We start from the raw sequence: 14,558 nt of genomic DNA, 5'->3' as shown, positions 1-14,558 counted from the left end.
AGAAGGATGTTCAATCACACTTTCTTCTGTTGTTCAGTCTCCAAGGATTCTCATGGCTATCGACGTTGTCATCCTCGCCGCGGGTAAAGGCACCCGCATGCGCTCCAATCTTCCCAAGGTTCTGCATCCCATTGGTGGCGTGCCGATGCTGGAGCGGGTGATCAATGCGGCCAAGGGACTTGGTGATGTGCGTATTACCGTGGTTATCGGTCACGGTGCGGATCTGGTACGCGAGCGCTGCTCCGATAGCGGTGTGCAATTTGTTGAGCAGACCGAACAGCTGGGTACCGGCCATGCGGTTGCGCAGGCGATTCCGAATTTTCGCAAGGGCGCCACAGTACTGGTGCTTTACGGCGATGTACCACTGGTGAAAACCGCGACACTGAAAAGCTTGCTTGAGGCTTCTGCCTCGGGCCCTGCGCTGTTGTCGGTGGTGATGGATGACCCGAGTGGCTACGGTCGCATCGTGCGCGACGGGTCCGGCGCGGTGCAGGCGATTGTCGAGCAAAAAGATGCCGACGCCGACACCCTCAAAATTACTGAAATCAACACCGGTATTCTTGCGGCGCCCGCTGACCTGCTGGCGCTCTGGCTACCAGAGCTCTCCAACAATAATGCTCAGGGTGAGTACTACCTAACCGACGTGATCGCGCGTTCCGTGGGTGAGAAGATCGCCGTCACCGGTGTGATCGCCGATGACCCCAACGAGGTCGCCGGCGTAAACAGTCGTGCTCAGCAGGCTGAACTGGAGCGTGCGCTGCAGGAAGAGAATGCCGAAAACCTGATGGCTGCCGGTGTCACCCTGCTCGACCCTGCTCGCCTTGATGTGCGCGGTACCCTTTCCTGCGGCGCGGATGTTTCCATCGACATCAACTGCGTGTTCGAAGGTGAGGTGACGCTTGGTGATGGGGTAAAGATAGGACCCAACTGTCTGCTGAAAAATTGCCAGTTGGCGGCGGGTACGGTGCTGGAGGCCAATTCGATAATTGAGGATGCCAGCGTCGGCGAAGCCTGCACCATCGGTCCCTTTGCGCGTCTGCGTCCGGGCACCGAGCTGGCCAACGGGGCAAAAGTCGGCAATTTCGTTGAAACCAAAAAAGCCAAAATCGGCCTGGGTAGCAAGGTCAATCACCTTTCCTATGTCGGTGATGCGGAAGTGGGAGAGGGCGTGAATATCGGCGCCGGCACCATCACCTGTAATTACGACGGCGTAAACAAATCCAAAACCATTATTGGCGATGGCGCCTTTATCGGTTCCAACTCGGCGCTGGTGGCGCCGGTAACCATCGGCTCTGGTGCAACTATTGGCGCCGGCTCAACGATTACCCGCGAAGTGAGTGCTGACGAACTGGCTGTTGCCCGTGGTAAGCAGCGCAATATTGGTGGCTGGCAGCGACCCATCAAGAAGTCCTGATATCGATACTTCAGGTGCTTTGAAGCTATTAGGGTGGCGGTGGAGCACCCGGTGATTTACCGCCACCGAACTGCGAAAAATCGAACCCGGTAACCCCCTACTACACTACAAGCATCGGATTCCAAGGGACCGCGCCGATGCATAAACCCCGCCTGCAACTGCAAGCTTCCTTCGATATTGCCCACCTCCAGTATCTGGACAACCAGGGCAAGGCAACCCAGCCGCTACCTGAATTTGCCACACCGGACTGGCTTGCCTATTGCTTTCGGCAGATGCAGCTGGCCAGGCTCGTGGATGATCGCGCGGTAAAACTGCAGCGCACCGGCCGTCTCGGTACCTACCCTTCTACCCTCGGTCAGGAAGCGATCGGTATTGCCACCGGCAATGCCCTCGCAACCGATGATGTCTATTGTCCCTACTACCGCGAAACCGGCGCATTGCTTGAGCGCGGCGTCACCATCGAGGAAATTCTCGCCATTTGGGGGGGAGATGAGCGCGGGCAGAACTTCCAGCATTCCCCCAACGACCTGCCGATCTGTATTCCTATTGCCACCCAAATGCTGCACGCAGTGGGTGTCGCCTTTGCCCTGAAACAGCGCCATCAGCAGGAAGGCGTGCCACTGCAGGCGGCCGTCGCCAGCAGTGGCGAGGGCGCGACTTCTAAAGGCGATTTTTACGAAGCGATGAATCTCGCCGGGGTGTGGAAGCTGCCGGTGGTGTTTGTGGTGAACAACAACCAGTGGGCTATATCCGTGCCGCGTCACGGCCAGACCGCTACCCAGACAATTGCGCAAAAAGCCGTCGCTGCGGGGATCCCCGCGCTGCAGGTGGACGGCAACGATATCGTAGCGGTGGCCTGGGCGGTGCAAGATGCGTTGCAGCGAGCGCGCAGTGGCGACGGGCCCGCGCTGATCGAGGCGATTTCCTATCGCCTGTGCGATCACACGACCGCGGATGACGCCAGCCGTTATCGCAGTGCCGAGGCGTTGGAGAAAGCCTGGCAGTGGGAGCCGATCAAGCGCCTGGATCACTACCTGCGTGAACAGGGTCTGTGGAGCGATGCCAAACAACAGGACCTGGAGCGGGAGCTGGCCGCAACCATGGAGACGGCGCTCGGCAACTGGCAGGCACGGACGCCCGAGCCGGTCACCGCCATGTTTGATCACCTGTATGCGCAGTTACCTGAAGGTTTGTATGAGCAGTACGACCAGTTGCGTGACGAGCAGCAACAGGGGGCCGGTGCATAAATGGGCGATCAGCAAAATACGATAACGCTGGTGGAAGCGGTTACCCAGGCGCTGGCATTCGAGCTGAAAAACAACCCACAGGTTGTGGTGTTTGGGCAGGATGTTGGGGCGAACGGCGGCGTATTTCGGGCAACCGAGGGCTTACAGCAGCGTTTCGGCACGGCGCGCGTACTGGACACACCACTTGCGGAAACCATGATCGCCGGCGTCGCCGTGGGCATGGCCACGCAAGGGCTGCGCCCGGTCGCCGAATTCCAGTTTATGGGGTTTATCTATCCCGGCCTCGACCACATCCTCAGCCATGCCGCGCGCATGCGCAATCGCACCCGCGGCCGTCTCAGCTGTCCCGTCGTGTACCGCGCGCCGTATGGCGGCGGCATTCACGCACCGGAACACCACAGTGAAAGCACCGAGGCAATCTTCGCGCACATTCCCGGTCTGCGCGTGGTGGTGCCCTCCTCGCCGGCGCGTGCCTATGGTTTGCTGCTGGCGGCCATCCGCGATCCAGACCCGGTGCTGTTTCTGGAACCCAAGCGCATTTACCGCGCCGCCAAACAACCGGTATCGGATGACGGCGAGGCACTGCCGCTGGATCGCGCGTTTGTGCTGCGGGAGGGTGGTGACCTGACTCTTGTTGCCTGGGGTGCCAGCGTCAAAGAAACCCTCGAGGCGGCGGAGCAATTGTCTGCCGGCGGCATCGAGGCGGAAGTGATCGACCCCGCCACGCTCAAGCCGCTGGATATCCACACGATTATTGATTCTCTGGAGAAAACCCGGCGCTGCGTAGTGGTACATGAAGCCGCGCGTTTTGGTGGTCTCGGCGCCGAGATCGCCGCGCAGATTCAGGAATACGCCTTTGATTTATTGGATGCGCCGGTACAGCGCGTTACCGGTTACGACACGGTAATGCCCTACTACCAGTTGGAAGGTGCCTACTTGCCTGGCGTCGAGCGCATAGTCGCTGGGGCTCGGACTGCACTGGGGTACTCGCGTTCCGAGCCCCGTGTCACCGGCGGTGGGAACACTGTGGGTAGCGGGGAGGTGCAGCCATGAAGATCTTCAAGCTGCCCGATCTTGGCGAGGGTTTGCCGGACGCCACTATCCGCGCTTGGCTGGTCCGGGAAGGCGACAGGGTTGCGGTAGACCAGCCTCTGGTTACAGTGGAAACCGCCAAGGCCCTGGTGGAGGTGCCGTCACCATACGCGGGCGAGGTGGAAAAGTGTTTTGTGGAAGAGGGACAAACCCTGGACACCGGCCAACCGCTTATCGGCTTTAAACAGGATCAAATGCAGCAAACGTCGGGGAAAAAGTCCGAAAAATTTAGCGATTCCGCGACCGTTGTCGGCAAAATTGAATCCGGGGGTCAGGCTCTCGCGCGCGAACGTCGCCCCCAGTCTAACCGCCCGCGCAGTGCTACGCCTGCGGTACGCGCACTGGCGCGGCAACTGGGTGTGGACCTCAGCAGGCTGCACCCCACGGGTTCCCGTTTCAGTGAAACTGAAGTCCGCGCTGCCGCTACCGGCGCAACAATACCAATGCGGCAGCAGGAGTCTGTGGGGCAGCAGCAGCCGATACCGGAACAGTTGCCGCCGCAATCCGGTGGTGTGGTTGAGCCAACAATGCCGTCCGAATCTGCAGAACCTGCACGCCGCGCCATGGCGATCGTGATGGCTCAGAGCCGCGATCAGGTCTGCCCCATGACCTTGTGTGATGAGGTGGATATCTCGCGCTGGCCCAAAGGCACCAATGCGACGGTGCGTTTACTGCGGGCAATGGCCGAGGCGGCGTCGGCAGAGCCGAACCTCAATGCCCACTTCGTCAACGGTACTTTGCAACCGCAGACCCCGGTCAGTGTAGGGCTCGCGGTGGATGCATCCAGAGGCCTGTATGTACCGGTAATCAAGGATGTCGCCGCGGCCTCGCATCGGGATCTGCAGGAAGCGATCAGCCGCTTCAAACAGCAGGCGGAAGATGGCGGGATTCCACAGAAAGATCTGCAGGGTGCCACTATCCACCTGTCTAACTTCGGTAGCCTCGCGGGCCGTTTTGCTACTCCGGTCGTGGTTCCGCCGCTGGTTTGTATTGTCGGCGCGGGTCGTGCGCACAAGGCGGTGTTACCCCACAAAGGTAAGGCGCGAGTGCGCAAGCTGCTGCCGCTGTCCATTACCGCGGACCACCGTGCGGTGACAGGCGGCGAGCTCGCGCGCTTTCTGCAGGTTATGCGCGAGCAGCTGGAGTCCGGCGAACAGGCGGAAAATTGACCTTGTGAATCTAACTTTCGTTTTGCTATTATTTTCTTTCGAAACGAAAGATGTGTGAGCATGTCGAAACGTAATACCCAGCAGCGGCGTCATCAGATACTGAGCCTGATTAACGAGGCTGGCGAAGCCAGTGTCGAAGAGTTGGCGCGTCAGTTCGAAACATCTGAAGTTACGATCCGAAAGGATTTGGCGGCCATGGAGGACAGCGGCCTGTTGTTGCGCCGCCACGGCGGTGCCATCCCCCTGCCCCGGGAACTGATGGCGGAAGACACGCTGTCGCAAACCAAGCGCGCCATCGGCCGTGCCGCTGCAGGACTGATCCGCGATCACAACCGCATTGTCATCGACTACGGCCGCACCACCACCGGCCTGATACCGGAGCTCAACCACAAGCGCGGCCTGGTGGTGATGACCAATTCCCTGCATGTGGCCAATCAACTGCGCGAGCTGGAAAACGAACCCACCCTACTCATGACCGGCGGCACCTGGGATCCACATTTCGAGGCTTTTCAGGGGCAGGTAGCCGAGCAGGTATTGCGCGGTTACGACTTCGACCAGGCCTTTATCGGCGCCGATGGCATCGACCTCGACCGCGGTACCTGCACGTTTAACGAACAGATCGGCCTGTCGCGAGTGATGGCGGATGTCGCCCGCGAGGTGATTGTGATGGCGGAGTCCAGCAAGGTTGGGCGCCGTATCCCCAATCTGGAGTTGAGCTGGGAAATGTTCGGCACCCTGGTGACCGACAGCGGCATTGAAGACAAGACATGTGCGCAGCTGGAAAGCAGAGGGCTGCGGGTGATTTGCGCGGACGCCAAGTAGCGCTCGCACAGCAACAAATAATCGAGGTAGAAAAAGATGTGTGGAATCGTAGGTGCCCTGGGGCAACGCAACGTAACCGGAATCCTTCTCGAAGGCTTGCGCCGGTTGGAATACCGCGGCTATGACTCCGCCGGTGTGTGCCTGGTGAACGGCGACGGCAAATTACAGTTGCGCAAAACCCAGGGCAAGGTCGCCGACCTCGAATCTGCCCTGGATGAAAACCCGACTAGCGGTCAGCTGGGTATTGCCCATACCCGCTGGGCTACCCACGGTGTGCCTTCCGATAAAAATTCCCACCCGCATGTGTCCGGTGATTTCGCCCTGGTGCACAACGGCATCATCGAAAACTACCAGGAGCTGCGCGAAGAACTGCTCGCCAAAGGTTACGAGTTTCAGTCGGAAACCGATACTGAGGTAGTGGTACACCTGATCCACGATCTCGCCAGCGAGGGGCGCAACCTGCTCGAGTCGGTGTCTGCGGCCACCAAAAGACTGCACGGCGCCTACGCCCTTGGGGTTGTATCTGCCAAGGAGCCCGAGCATTTGGTATGCGCGCGACTGGGTAGCCCGCTGGTAATTGGCGTGGGCATCGAGGAAAACTTTATTGCTTCCGACCCCATGGCCCTGCAACAGGTAACCGACCGTTTTATTTTCCTCGAAGAGGGCGACCTGGCCGACGTGACCCGCGACGCCATTGCGATCTGGGATAAAACCGATGAAGAAGTCAGTCGCCCGGTGAACAAGCTGCAAGGTGGCCACGACGCCGCCGACAAGGGTCGCTATCGCCACTATATGCAGAAGGAAATCTTTGAGCAGCCCAAGGTGGTGGAAGCAACCATGGCCGGTCGCATAGGTGAGCACTCGGTGCTGTCACAGGCTCTGGGTACCGCCGCCAACGAAATTCTGCCGAAAGTAAAACAAGTGCAGATTGTTGCCTGCGGCACCAGCTACCACGCCGGTTTGGTTGCTCGTTACTGGATTGAAGACTGGGCCGGCGTGCCCTGCTCCGTCGAAGTGGCCAGTGAAATTCGCTACCGCAAAACCGCGGTACGCCCCGGTACTTTATTTGTCACCATCTCCCAGTCGGGAGAAACCGCCGATACCCTCGCCGCTTTGCGCCAGGCCAAGGAGCTGGGTTATCTCGCCTCCATGACGATCTGCAATGTGCCGAACAGTTCACTGGTGCGTGAGTCTGAATTACACCTGATGACCGAGGCCGGCCCGGAAATTGGTGTCGCCTCCACCAAGGCTTTTACCACGCAGCTGGTTGCGTTGCAGATTTTCTGTATTGCGCTGGCGAAAGCCAACGGCATGGATGGCGACCGCGAAGCGCAGCTGATTAGCGCGTTGCATCAGTTGCCGAAACTGATGGAAAAATTCACTGGGCTGGACGCGCTGGTAGCGGCCACCAGTGAAGCCTTCGCGGAAAAAAATCATGCGTTGTTTCTGGGGCGCGGTGTGGAGTATCCGATCGCCTTGGAAGGAGCACTCAAGCTCAAGGAAATTTCCTATATCCACGCCGAGGCCTATCCAGCCGGTGAACTCAAACACGGCCCGCTCGCCTTGGTCGACGCCGATATGCCGGTTATCGTCGTCGCGCCGAACGACGAACTGCTGGAAAAGCTGAAATCAAACTTGCAGGAAGTACGCGCGCGTGGCGGTGAACTGTTTGTATTTGCCAGCCCCGAGGCCGGGTTCCGGAGCGAGGAAGGACTTACCGTGGTCGAGGTGCCGGACGCAGCTGAAAGTTTGCAGCCCATTCTGTATACGGTGCCACTGCAGCTATTGAGCTATCACGTGGCGTTACTGAAAGGCACCGATGTGGATCAACCGCGTAACCTGGCGAAATCGGTGACGGTGGAATAGTCATTGCGTTTTTAGTACGCGCAGCTTCTCCCAAATAAAAAAGCCCGCACATTTTTGTGCGGGCTTTTTTTAGAATTTTTTCTCTGATCAGTCTAGCTCGATAGAAGTAAAGCTTGCCTGCGCATAGTGACCTTTCGCGTGGTCTTGCTTCCATATCCCTGAGCCGGCACAGCCTGCATACCACATGCCTTCTTGGTCTTTGCTGCTGCATTGGTTGTAGGCACCGGCCTTGAAGTAGAACCAGTCGCCGCTATAGCCCGCGGGATTATCCAGTGGGTCGACTTCACCGTAGGCGTTGACGTTGTTGGCAAGGTCGATGGTGTATTCCACTCGTGGTTTATTTGCCGCTTCAAAGGTTAGCTGCATGACATTGTCGACCACGTCGACCGTATAGCTAAATGATTCATCGAGCTTGATGCCTTTGTCACCCGGGTTCTCCGCAGACTCCCACGTGTTGCCCCATACCGGATAAGCGATATCGGTACGGTTGGGGTTGTCTTTTTCCAGGTTGCGCTCGTAAGTCCAGAATACGGAACCGTATTCGTGACCTGGCCACTTCTTGTAGTAAATCTTGAGCGGCTCGTTGCCGTAACCGAAACCAGCGTCGAGAATGCTCGCGTCTTTACCGGCATGTATTTGGCCGACAACCACAGAGAAAGCGGGTTTTTTATTGGGATGCGCCGCTTCTACTGCCACATGATTGACCGCCAGGGTTGCCGACAAGCGGCCACCGATCGCGCCGTATTCATTTGCCTTGGGGTGCGATCCCAGCACAAAGTTATTCCCGGGCGCCTTAGTCTTGGATTTCACCGGGTCGATCATCTGCCGCAGCTCACTGCGGGTGTTGGTGGAATTCGCGGTGGTAATCGCCTTGTTTGGCGCGGTGAATACCAGCTCACCCTTTTCGTTGCCGTAAAAGAAGCGGGGCTCATACAGGCGCATGATATTTGGCGGCCCAACTTCATCAATTTTGCCGTCACCATTACTGTCCATTGGCAAGGTGATCTTCCAGTTGTTCAGGTCTACCAGAGACCCTGGCACAACGACCGCTGCTTTCTCAATATTTGTCGGTTTTGCAGGCTTTTGTTCCGGTCCACTCTGGCATGCAGATAATAAAATACCGAGGCTGCCCCATGCTGCGAGGTGAAAAATCTTTTGCTTGCTCTGCTGGTTTATCATTATATTTTCCTACGAATAACGATGCTCCCGAGACTAATTGCAGGGCTCGGTTGGTGTAAAGCAGTAAACCAATAAAGTAGGATTATTGGTCAACCAATTAGTCCATCAGTGCGCGCCATTGACGCGCGACCGGATTCAGAAATCTGTATGAACTTACCCCCTTTTACGTCAACTAACCCAGCTTTGCTGATTATTGATGTCCAGCAGGCCATTGATTACTTCGATACGGGTTCGCGCAACAACCCGGATGCGGAGCTGCGCATGGCGGAGCTTTTGGATAGGTGGCGTCAGCAGAATAAACCGGTGGTGCATATACGCCACTCCTCCAAAAGCAGCGATTCCCCTTACCATGCGGATTCGCCATTTTTCGACTTTAAGATGGAAGTCGCTCCGATGGCGGGTGAGAAGGTGGTGAGCAAATCCGAAAATTGCGCTTTTATCGATCCACAACTCGATGCTTACCTAAAGCGTGAACAGGTGACCGAGCTGGTTATCTGTGGTGTGCTGACCAACAATTCCGTGGATGCAACCGTGCGGGTTGCTGCAGGCCTCGGCTACCGCATTTATCTACCGCAGGATGCAACCGCAGCGTTTCCCCTGCAGGCCCTGAATGGCAAGCAATTTTCTGCGGAAGATGTGCACTGGATATTTTTGAGTAATCTGCACGACGAGTATGCGAACGTTGTTGAGACCGCGTCTATTCTGAGCGGCTTCCCGGACTGAGCCTCGATTCCACACAAAAGAAAACGGCAGCGCTATTTGCGCTGCCGTTTTCACTTTTACCATTCGTCGATGTCGAAGTAATTACTTGCTCGGCATCAATACACCATCGATCACATGCACCACACCATTTGAATTCATGATGTCCGCCTGAACAACGTTTACGGTATTGCCTTTTGCATCGGTTACGGTGACTTTGTCACCCATCATTTTCAGGGTGAGCTCGTCACCTTCCACCGTCTTCACTTTCGCATGGCCACCGCCTTGCTTAATCAGTCCCACCACCATTTCCGCAGTGGCTTTACTGGGGACCACATGATAAGTGAGGATTTTTTTCAGTTTGTCTTTGTTTTCTGGCTTCAACAACATTTCCACGGTACCCGCGGGTAGCGCGGCGAAGGCATCGTTGGTGGGGGCAAACACCGTAAATGGGCCGTCGCCTTTTAGCGTGTCAACCAACTCGGCAGCCTGAACTGCGGCAACGAGCGTGGACAATGCCTCAGCATTCGCGGCGTTCTCCGCGATCGTCTTGCTTTCATCTGCTTTCAGGGGCATGCACGCCAGTGCGGTGAGCATAAGAGGTGCGAAAAAGAACTTGGTGAGTACAGCGTTTACCGATTGCATAGTTAAACCTCCGCAATAAATCGACGTGGCCGCTGAGAACAATGGATATACGCTCGGCTGGCCGGGTCGAGGTGCCCGGTAGTCTAGTCTCGGCGAACCTTTGGTCCAAAGAGGGTCTTCCGCGAGATGTATACGGGTAAAGCGGCCAGAGAAATGGCCTGTTTACTGAGCTAGGGTGAACTAAGAGACACGAATTATTGAGCGGTCGCGCGCGGAGGGTTGCCACATGCTGTTGAGGAAGCTCGCTGTTTCATTACTCGTATTCGCCACTATTTTGCATGCGGCCTGTACGGGCATACCCCAGGGTGTGACTCCTGTGGACAACTTCCGTCTCGAACTCTATCTGGGCAAGTGGTATGAGATCGCACGGCTTGACCACTCATTTGAGCGGGGCTTGAGCCGTGTGACTGCAGAGTACAGCATGCGGGACGATGGCGGTGTCAGAGTGGTCAACCGCGGGTTCGATGCTGAAAAGGGCAAATGGCAGCAGGCGGAGGGCAAGGCATATTTTGTCGGCGCGCCCAACGTGGGTCACCTGAAGGTCTCTTTCTTCGGTCCCTTCTACGGGTCCTACATCATATTCGACCTGGATAAGGATTATCGCTACGCAATGGTTGCGGGTCCAAGCCGTTCCTATCTCTGGTTGTTGTCGCGTACGCCCACTGTGGATGAGGCCATTAAGCAGCGGTTTGTTGAGCGCGCAGAATCCCTTGGCTTCGATACCCGTTCACTGATTTTTGTCGAGCAGGCACCTTGATGCGCACCGCGCAGCCTGCCTTGGTGACTTCGAGTTGCTATCGATCCATAACCCAGTGTTCTCCGTTTTTCTTTGAAACAGGGTAATTGTTCTTTCCGACGGCGCACTCTCAGCCTTATCTATACTGCCAGTAACGGATGGCGAGTTAGTCTGTGAGGGCGGTGTGGGCGCTGATAACGGCAAAGATGAGCGAGCACGGGGGGCTGCGGGTGGCGAGCCGAACTGCCTCGCCCGGCGCACATTCGTCCGCCACCAACTTGTATTGGGCGCCAGTCTTGTCGGTGGCAGTGTGGCACCGGTTTTCTCACAGTCGGAGCGATTGCCGGACAGGACGGAAAGCGCCTTACACCGCCTGGAAAAGTTCTTTTCTGTGTCACAGAAGCTGTTCCATCCGCTGCCAATCGACACCCCGTTAGACAGAAGAGTGGCGGCGCGTTTGCTGGTCGCACTCAATGATCAGTACCCGAGCTTTGCGCAGCAGCTCGATTTGCTGCCTGACGAACCTGGTGAAGCCGAACGCCATTCACCGGTAGCGAAGCTGATTGTCGCGGCCTGGTTTCTCGGTACTGTCGGCACAACGCTGGTCACCTATGAGCGCGCACTGATGTATCGGCTTACCTCGGATGCCCTCCCCGTGCCCAGCTATTGCACCGGTAAACCCGGCGATTGGGCGCGGGCCCCGCAGCTGAAATTCAAGAGGGTCTAGATTTGGCGAGCAGGGATGCGGAGTATGTGGTAATTGGTTCGGGGGTGGCCGGTGCACTGGTGGCCAACGAGCTGGCAAGGGCCGGGAAATCCGTACTCATCCTCGAGGCGGGGCCGCGAGTTGCGCGCTGGCGTACGGTAGAACGCTTTCGCAACCAGCTGGATAAAACCGACTTTATGGCCGCCTATCGGTCCCCTCCCTGGGCGCCCCATCCGGAGTACGGTGAGTTCGCCAACAACTACCTGATCTTTAAGGGCAGTCACAAATTCAATCAGCAATATATTCGCGCAGTGGGCGGCACTACCTGGCACTGGGCGGCTTCCTGCTGGCGATTTCTGCCGAATGATTTCAAGTTGAAAAGCCTGTATGGCGTTGGCCGCGACTGGCCGATTGAATACAGTGACCTGGAGCCCTGGTACTACCGCGCCGAACAGGAACTCGGTGTGTGGGGCCCCAAAGATGAAGAGCTGGGTTCACCCCGCAGTGCCGCCTACCCGATGCAGCCGCTGCCCCTCTCCTATAACGATGCGCGGCTCAAAACGCGTATGAACCGACACAATCCTGCCTGGCAAGTGGTTACCGAACCAGTGGCGCGCAACAGCCGCCCTTACGATGGCCGGCCAACCTGCTGTGGCAACAATAACTGCATGCCGATCTGCCCGATTGGCGCCATGTATAACGGCATCGTTCATGTGGAAAAAGCCGAGGACAATGGCGCGGAGTTGATTGATAGTGCTGTGGTTAACCGCTTGATTACCGAGGGCGATCGCATCGTCGCTGCCGAATACAAAGACCCCCGCGGCGAAAGTCACCGCGTAACTGGCAAAAAATTTGTGCTTGCGGCGAACGGTATCGAAACACCAAAACTTATGCTGATGTCCGAAGCGCGCAACCATCCGGATGGAATCGGTAATCGGTCCGATATGGTGGGGCGCAATCTGATGGATCACCCAGGTACCGGGGTGCACTTCTACGCGGATGAGCGATTGTGGCCGGGTCGTGGCCCCCAGGAAATGACCTCGGTTATTGGCTTTCGCGACGGCGCATTTCGCAGCGAATACGCCGGCAAAAAACTGCATCTTTCGAACAGCTCCGCAGTACACAAAGCGACCGAAGCCGTGCTGAAAATTTCCGAACCGGTGGGTGTACTCGATCTCACCGAACAACTGCGAGAGCGCGCCGCCACCTATGTGGAGTTCAACAGCTTCCACGAAATTCTGCCGCAGCCGCAAAACCGTATCCAACCCAGTAGCACCGAAAAAGACGCCAGCGGTATACCGCGCCCGGAAATCACCTACGCGATTGATGACTATGTGGTGAAAAGTGCTGCGCACACCCGTGAACACTACGCCGAAATTGCCAAGCTGATGGGCGGTACCGAAGTGACTTTCGCCGATGCCTTTGCGCCGAACAATCACATCACTGGCACCACAATTATGGGCAGCAGTGCGGCGGACTCGGTTGTCGACAAGGACTGTCGGACCTTCGATCATCCCAACCTGTTTGTTGCGGGCAGCTCGGTGATGCCTTCCGTGGGTACCGTTAACGTTACGCTCACGATTGCCGCGCTTGCCCTGCGCCTGGCAGATACTCTGCTCAGGGAGGGCTAAGCCGCGATGGTCCGCAGCTCCCTCTGGCTCTATTCATTCCTTATCGTCCTCGTGGGCAGTCTGTTCGCCGCCTGGCATGCGCTCGCGCAAGATATCTGGGATGAAGCCGCGGCGGCCTCGGTCAATAAAGAGTTGAATCGCGCCGATCTGATTGAGAAAGGGCGTTACCTGTCCGTTGCCGCTGATTGCAAAGCCTGCCACACCGCAGAGGGTGGGTCCGTCTATGCGGGTGGGCGGGCAATGCATGTGCCGCTGTTGGGAACGCTGTACTCGAGTAATATCACGTCGGATATTGCCACCGGTATCGGCGGCTGGACCCTACAGGAATTCGAACGAGCGCTGCGCGAAGGCATCGGCAAGGACGGGCGCAACCTGTACCCGGCAATGCCCTATGTTTCCTATGCCAAGATCACCGATGAGGATATCAAGGCGCTGTATGCCTATTTCCTGTTCGGTGTCGCGCCGGTACACGAAAGACCTCCAGCGAATAAAATTCCGCAATTGCTCAGTGCGCGCTGGCCGCTCTATTTTTGGAATTTGTTGTTTACGCCCAACAAACCGTTTGAACCGAACCCACAGAAAAGTGATGCATGGAACCGCGGCGCTTACCTCGTACAGGGGCCTGCACATTGCGGTGAGTGCCACACCCCCCGCGGCCTGGTTTTCCAGGCAAAAGCGTTTGACGAAACAAAAAAAGGATTCCTCGCCGGTGGCCCAGTGCTGGATGGTTGGGAGGCGTACAACATTACGCCGGATCCAATCGGCGGTATTGGCAAGTGGACTGCCGAGCAGCTCACCGAGTACCTACAAACCGGGCATGTGAATCGTCTGGCTCAGGCCGGTGGCTCCATGGCGGAAGCCATCGAAAACAGCCTCGCCAACATGCACGACAGTGACATAGCCGCAATAGTGACATACCTGCAGGACATCCCACCGGTCCGCGGCAGAGTCAGAATGCCGCGACAGAGTCTCGGCAACCCCGCCACCGATGTGGTCATCCTGCGCGGTAACCCGTTGTCACGGGACATAGACCCGAGAAAAAAAGCCGACGGTGCACGACTGTACCTGGGGTTTTGCGCGACCTGTCATGGCGTGGACGGAACCGGCAGCAAGGATGGCTACTATCCATCACTGATCCAGAACTCCACCGTTGGTGCGAAAGACGATCACAATTTGCGTCAGGCAATACTGGAGGGTATTAGCCGCACCATTGATGGCGAAGAAAAAATGATGCCCGGCTTCGCCGACAAAATGGATGAAGAGCAACTAAAGAGACTGGTGGATTATTTGCGCGCGCAGTTTGCCGTCCCTCCCCGGCAAACAAGGGAACCGAATAACTGATTGTTGGGGTC

General features: G+C 57.2%; 13 protein-coding genes. 11 read left to right on the top strand and 2 right to left on the bottom strand.

The window, feature by feature from the left end; genetic code table 11:
- Positions 1 to 52: 52 nt before the first annotated feature.
- The 6 genes from glmU (at position 53) to glmS (ending at position 7,610) form a co-directional block, all read left to right on the top strand.
- Positions 53 to 1,414, top strand: a complete 1,362-nt coding sequence (gene glmU / locus Mag101_RS17575) for a bifunctional UDP-N-acetylglucosamine diphosphorylase/glucosamine-1-phosphate N-acetyltransferase GlmU (RefSeq protein WP_077407885.1) — start codon at positions 53 to 55, stop codon at positions 1,412 to 1,414.
- Positions 1,415 to 1,551: 137 nt separating this feature from the next.
- Entirely contained in the window at positions 1,552 to 2,661 is a 1,110-nt protein-coding gene (pdhA, locus tag Mag101_RS17570; protein WP_077407884.1) for a pyruvate dehydrogenase (acetyl-transferring) E1 component subunit alpha, read from the top strand.
- On the top strand, positions 2,662 to 3,714 hold the full coding sequence (locus Mag101_RS17565; RefSeq protein WP_077407882.1) for an alpha-ketoacid dehydrogenase subunit beta: 1,053 nt from the start codon (positions 2,662 to 2,664) through the stop codon (positions 3,712 to 3,714).
- Complete coding sequence (locus Mag101_RS17560; RefSeq protein ID WP_077407880.1) at positions 3,711 to 4,922, top strand: dihydrolipoamide acetyltransferase family protein; 1,212 nt, start codon at positions 3,711 to 3,713, stop codon at positions 4,920 to 4,922. The genes Mag101_RS17565 and Mag101_RS17560 overlap by 4 nt, the downstream gene beginning before the upstream one ends.
- A 60-nt stretch (positions 4,923 to 4,982) precedes the next feature.
- Complete coding sequence (locus Mag101_RS17555; RefSeq protein WP_077407878.1) at positions 4,983 to 5,744, top strand: DeoR/GlpR family DNA-binding transcription regulator; 762 nt, start codon at positions 4,983 to 4,985, stop codon at positions 5,742 to 5,744.
- 36 nt (positions 5,745 to 5,780) lie between these two features.
- Entirely contained in the window at positions 5,781 to 7,610 is a 1,830-nt protein-coding gene (glmS, locus tag Mag101_RS17550; RefSeq protein WP_077407876.1) for a glutamine--fructose-6-phosphate transaminase (isomerizing), read from the top strand.
- A gap of 87 nt (positions 7,611 to 7,697) precedes the next feature.
- Here the strand turns inward: glmS and Mag101_RS17545 are convergent, their stop codons facing one another.
- Complete coding sequence (locus Mag101_RS17545) at positions 7,698 to 8,789, bottom strand: polysaccharide lyase family 7 protein (RefSeq protein ID WP_077407874.1); 1,092 nt, start codon at positions 8,787 to 8,789, stop codon at positions 7,698 to 7,700.
- 147 nt (positions 8,790 to 8,936) lie between these two features.
- Here Mag101_RS17545 and Mag101_RS17540 point away from each other — a divergent pair, with 147 nt between their 5' ends.
- Positions 8,937 to 9,512 carry a cysteine hydrolase family protein gene (locus Mag101_RS17540; protein ID WP_077407872.1) on the top strand — a complete coding sequence of 192 codons (576 nt, stop codon included), beginning with the start codon at positions 8,937 to 8,939 and terminating at the stop codon, positions 9,510 to 9,512.
- Positions 9,513 to 9,593: 81 nt separating this feature from the next.
- Here the strand turns inward: Mag101_RS17540 and Mag101_RS17535 are convergent, their stop codons facing one another.
- Positions 9,594 to 10,133 (bottom strand): fasciclin domain-containing protein, encoded by a 540-nt coding sequence (locus Mag101_RS17535; RefSeq protein ID WP_077407870.1) that lies wholly within the window; start codon positions 10,131 to 10,133, stop codon positions 9,594 to 9,596.
- Between the two features lie 226 nt (positions 10,134 to 10,359).
- On the opposite strand from Mag101_RS17535, the gene Mag101_RS17530 reads away from it, so the two are divergent.
- From Mag101_RS17530 to Mag101_RS17515, 4 genes are all read left to right on the top strand, one after another.
- On the top strand, positions 10,360 to 10,890 hold the full coding sequence (locus Mag101_RS17530) for a lipocalin family protein (RefSeq protein ID WP_198040029.1): 531 nt from the start codon (positions 10,360 to 10,362) through the stop codon (positions 10,888 to 10,890).
- A 163-nt stretch (positions 10,891 to 11,053) separates the two neighbouring features.
- On the top strand, positions 11,054 to 11,596 hold the full coding sequence (locus Mag101_RS18270; RefSeq protein WP_077407868.1) for a sugar dehydrogenase complex small subunit: 543 nt from the start codon (positions 11,054 to 11,056) through the stop codon (positions 11,594 to 11,596).
- Between the two features lie 2 nt (positions 11,597 to 11,598).
- Complete coding sequence (locus Mag101_RS17520) at positions 11,599 to 13,206, top strand: GMC family oxidoreductase (protein WP_077407866.1); 1,608 nt, start codon at positions 11,599 to 11,601, stop codon at positions 13,204 to 13,206.
- A 6-nt stretch (positions 13,207 to 13,212) separates the two neighbouring features.
- Positions 13,213 to 14,547, top strand: coding sequence for a cytochrome c (locus Mag101_RS17515; protein ID WP_077407864.1), 1,335 nt, complete (start codon positions 13,213 to 13,215; stop codon positions 14,545 to 14,547).
- Positions 14,548 to 14,558: the final 11 nt, after the last annotated feature.

Origin of the sequence: Microbulbifer agarilyticus (assembly GCF_001999945.1) — a bacterium.
Taxonomy (GTDB): domain Bacteria; phylum Pseudomonadota; class Gammaproteobacteria; order Pseudomonadales; family Cellvibrionaceae; genus Microbulbifer; species Microbulbifer agarilyticus_A.
This window is presented reverse-complemented; position numbering and strand designations above follow the sequence as displayed.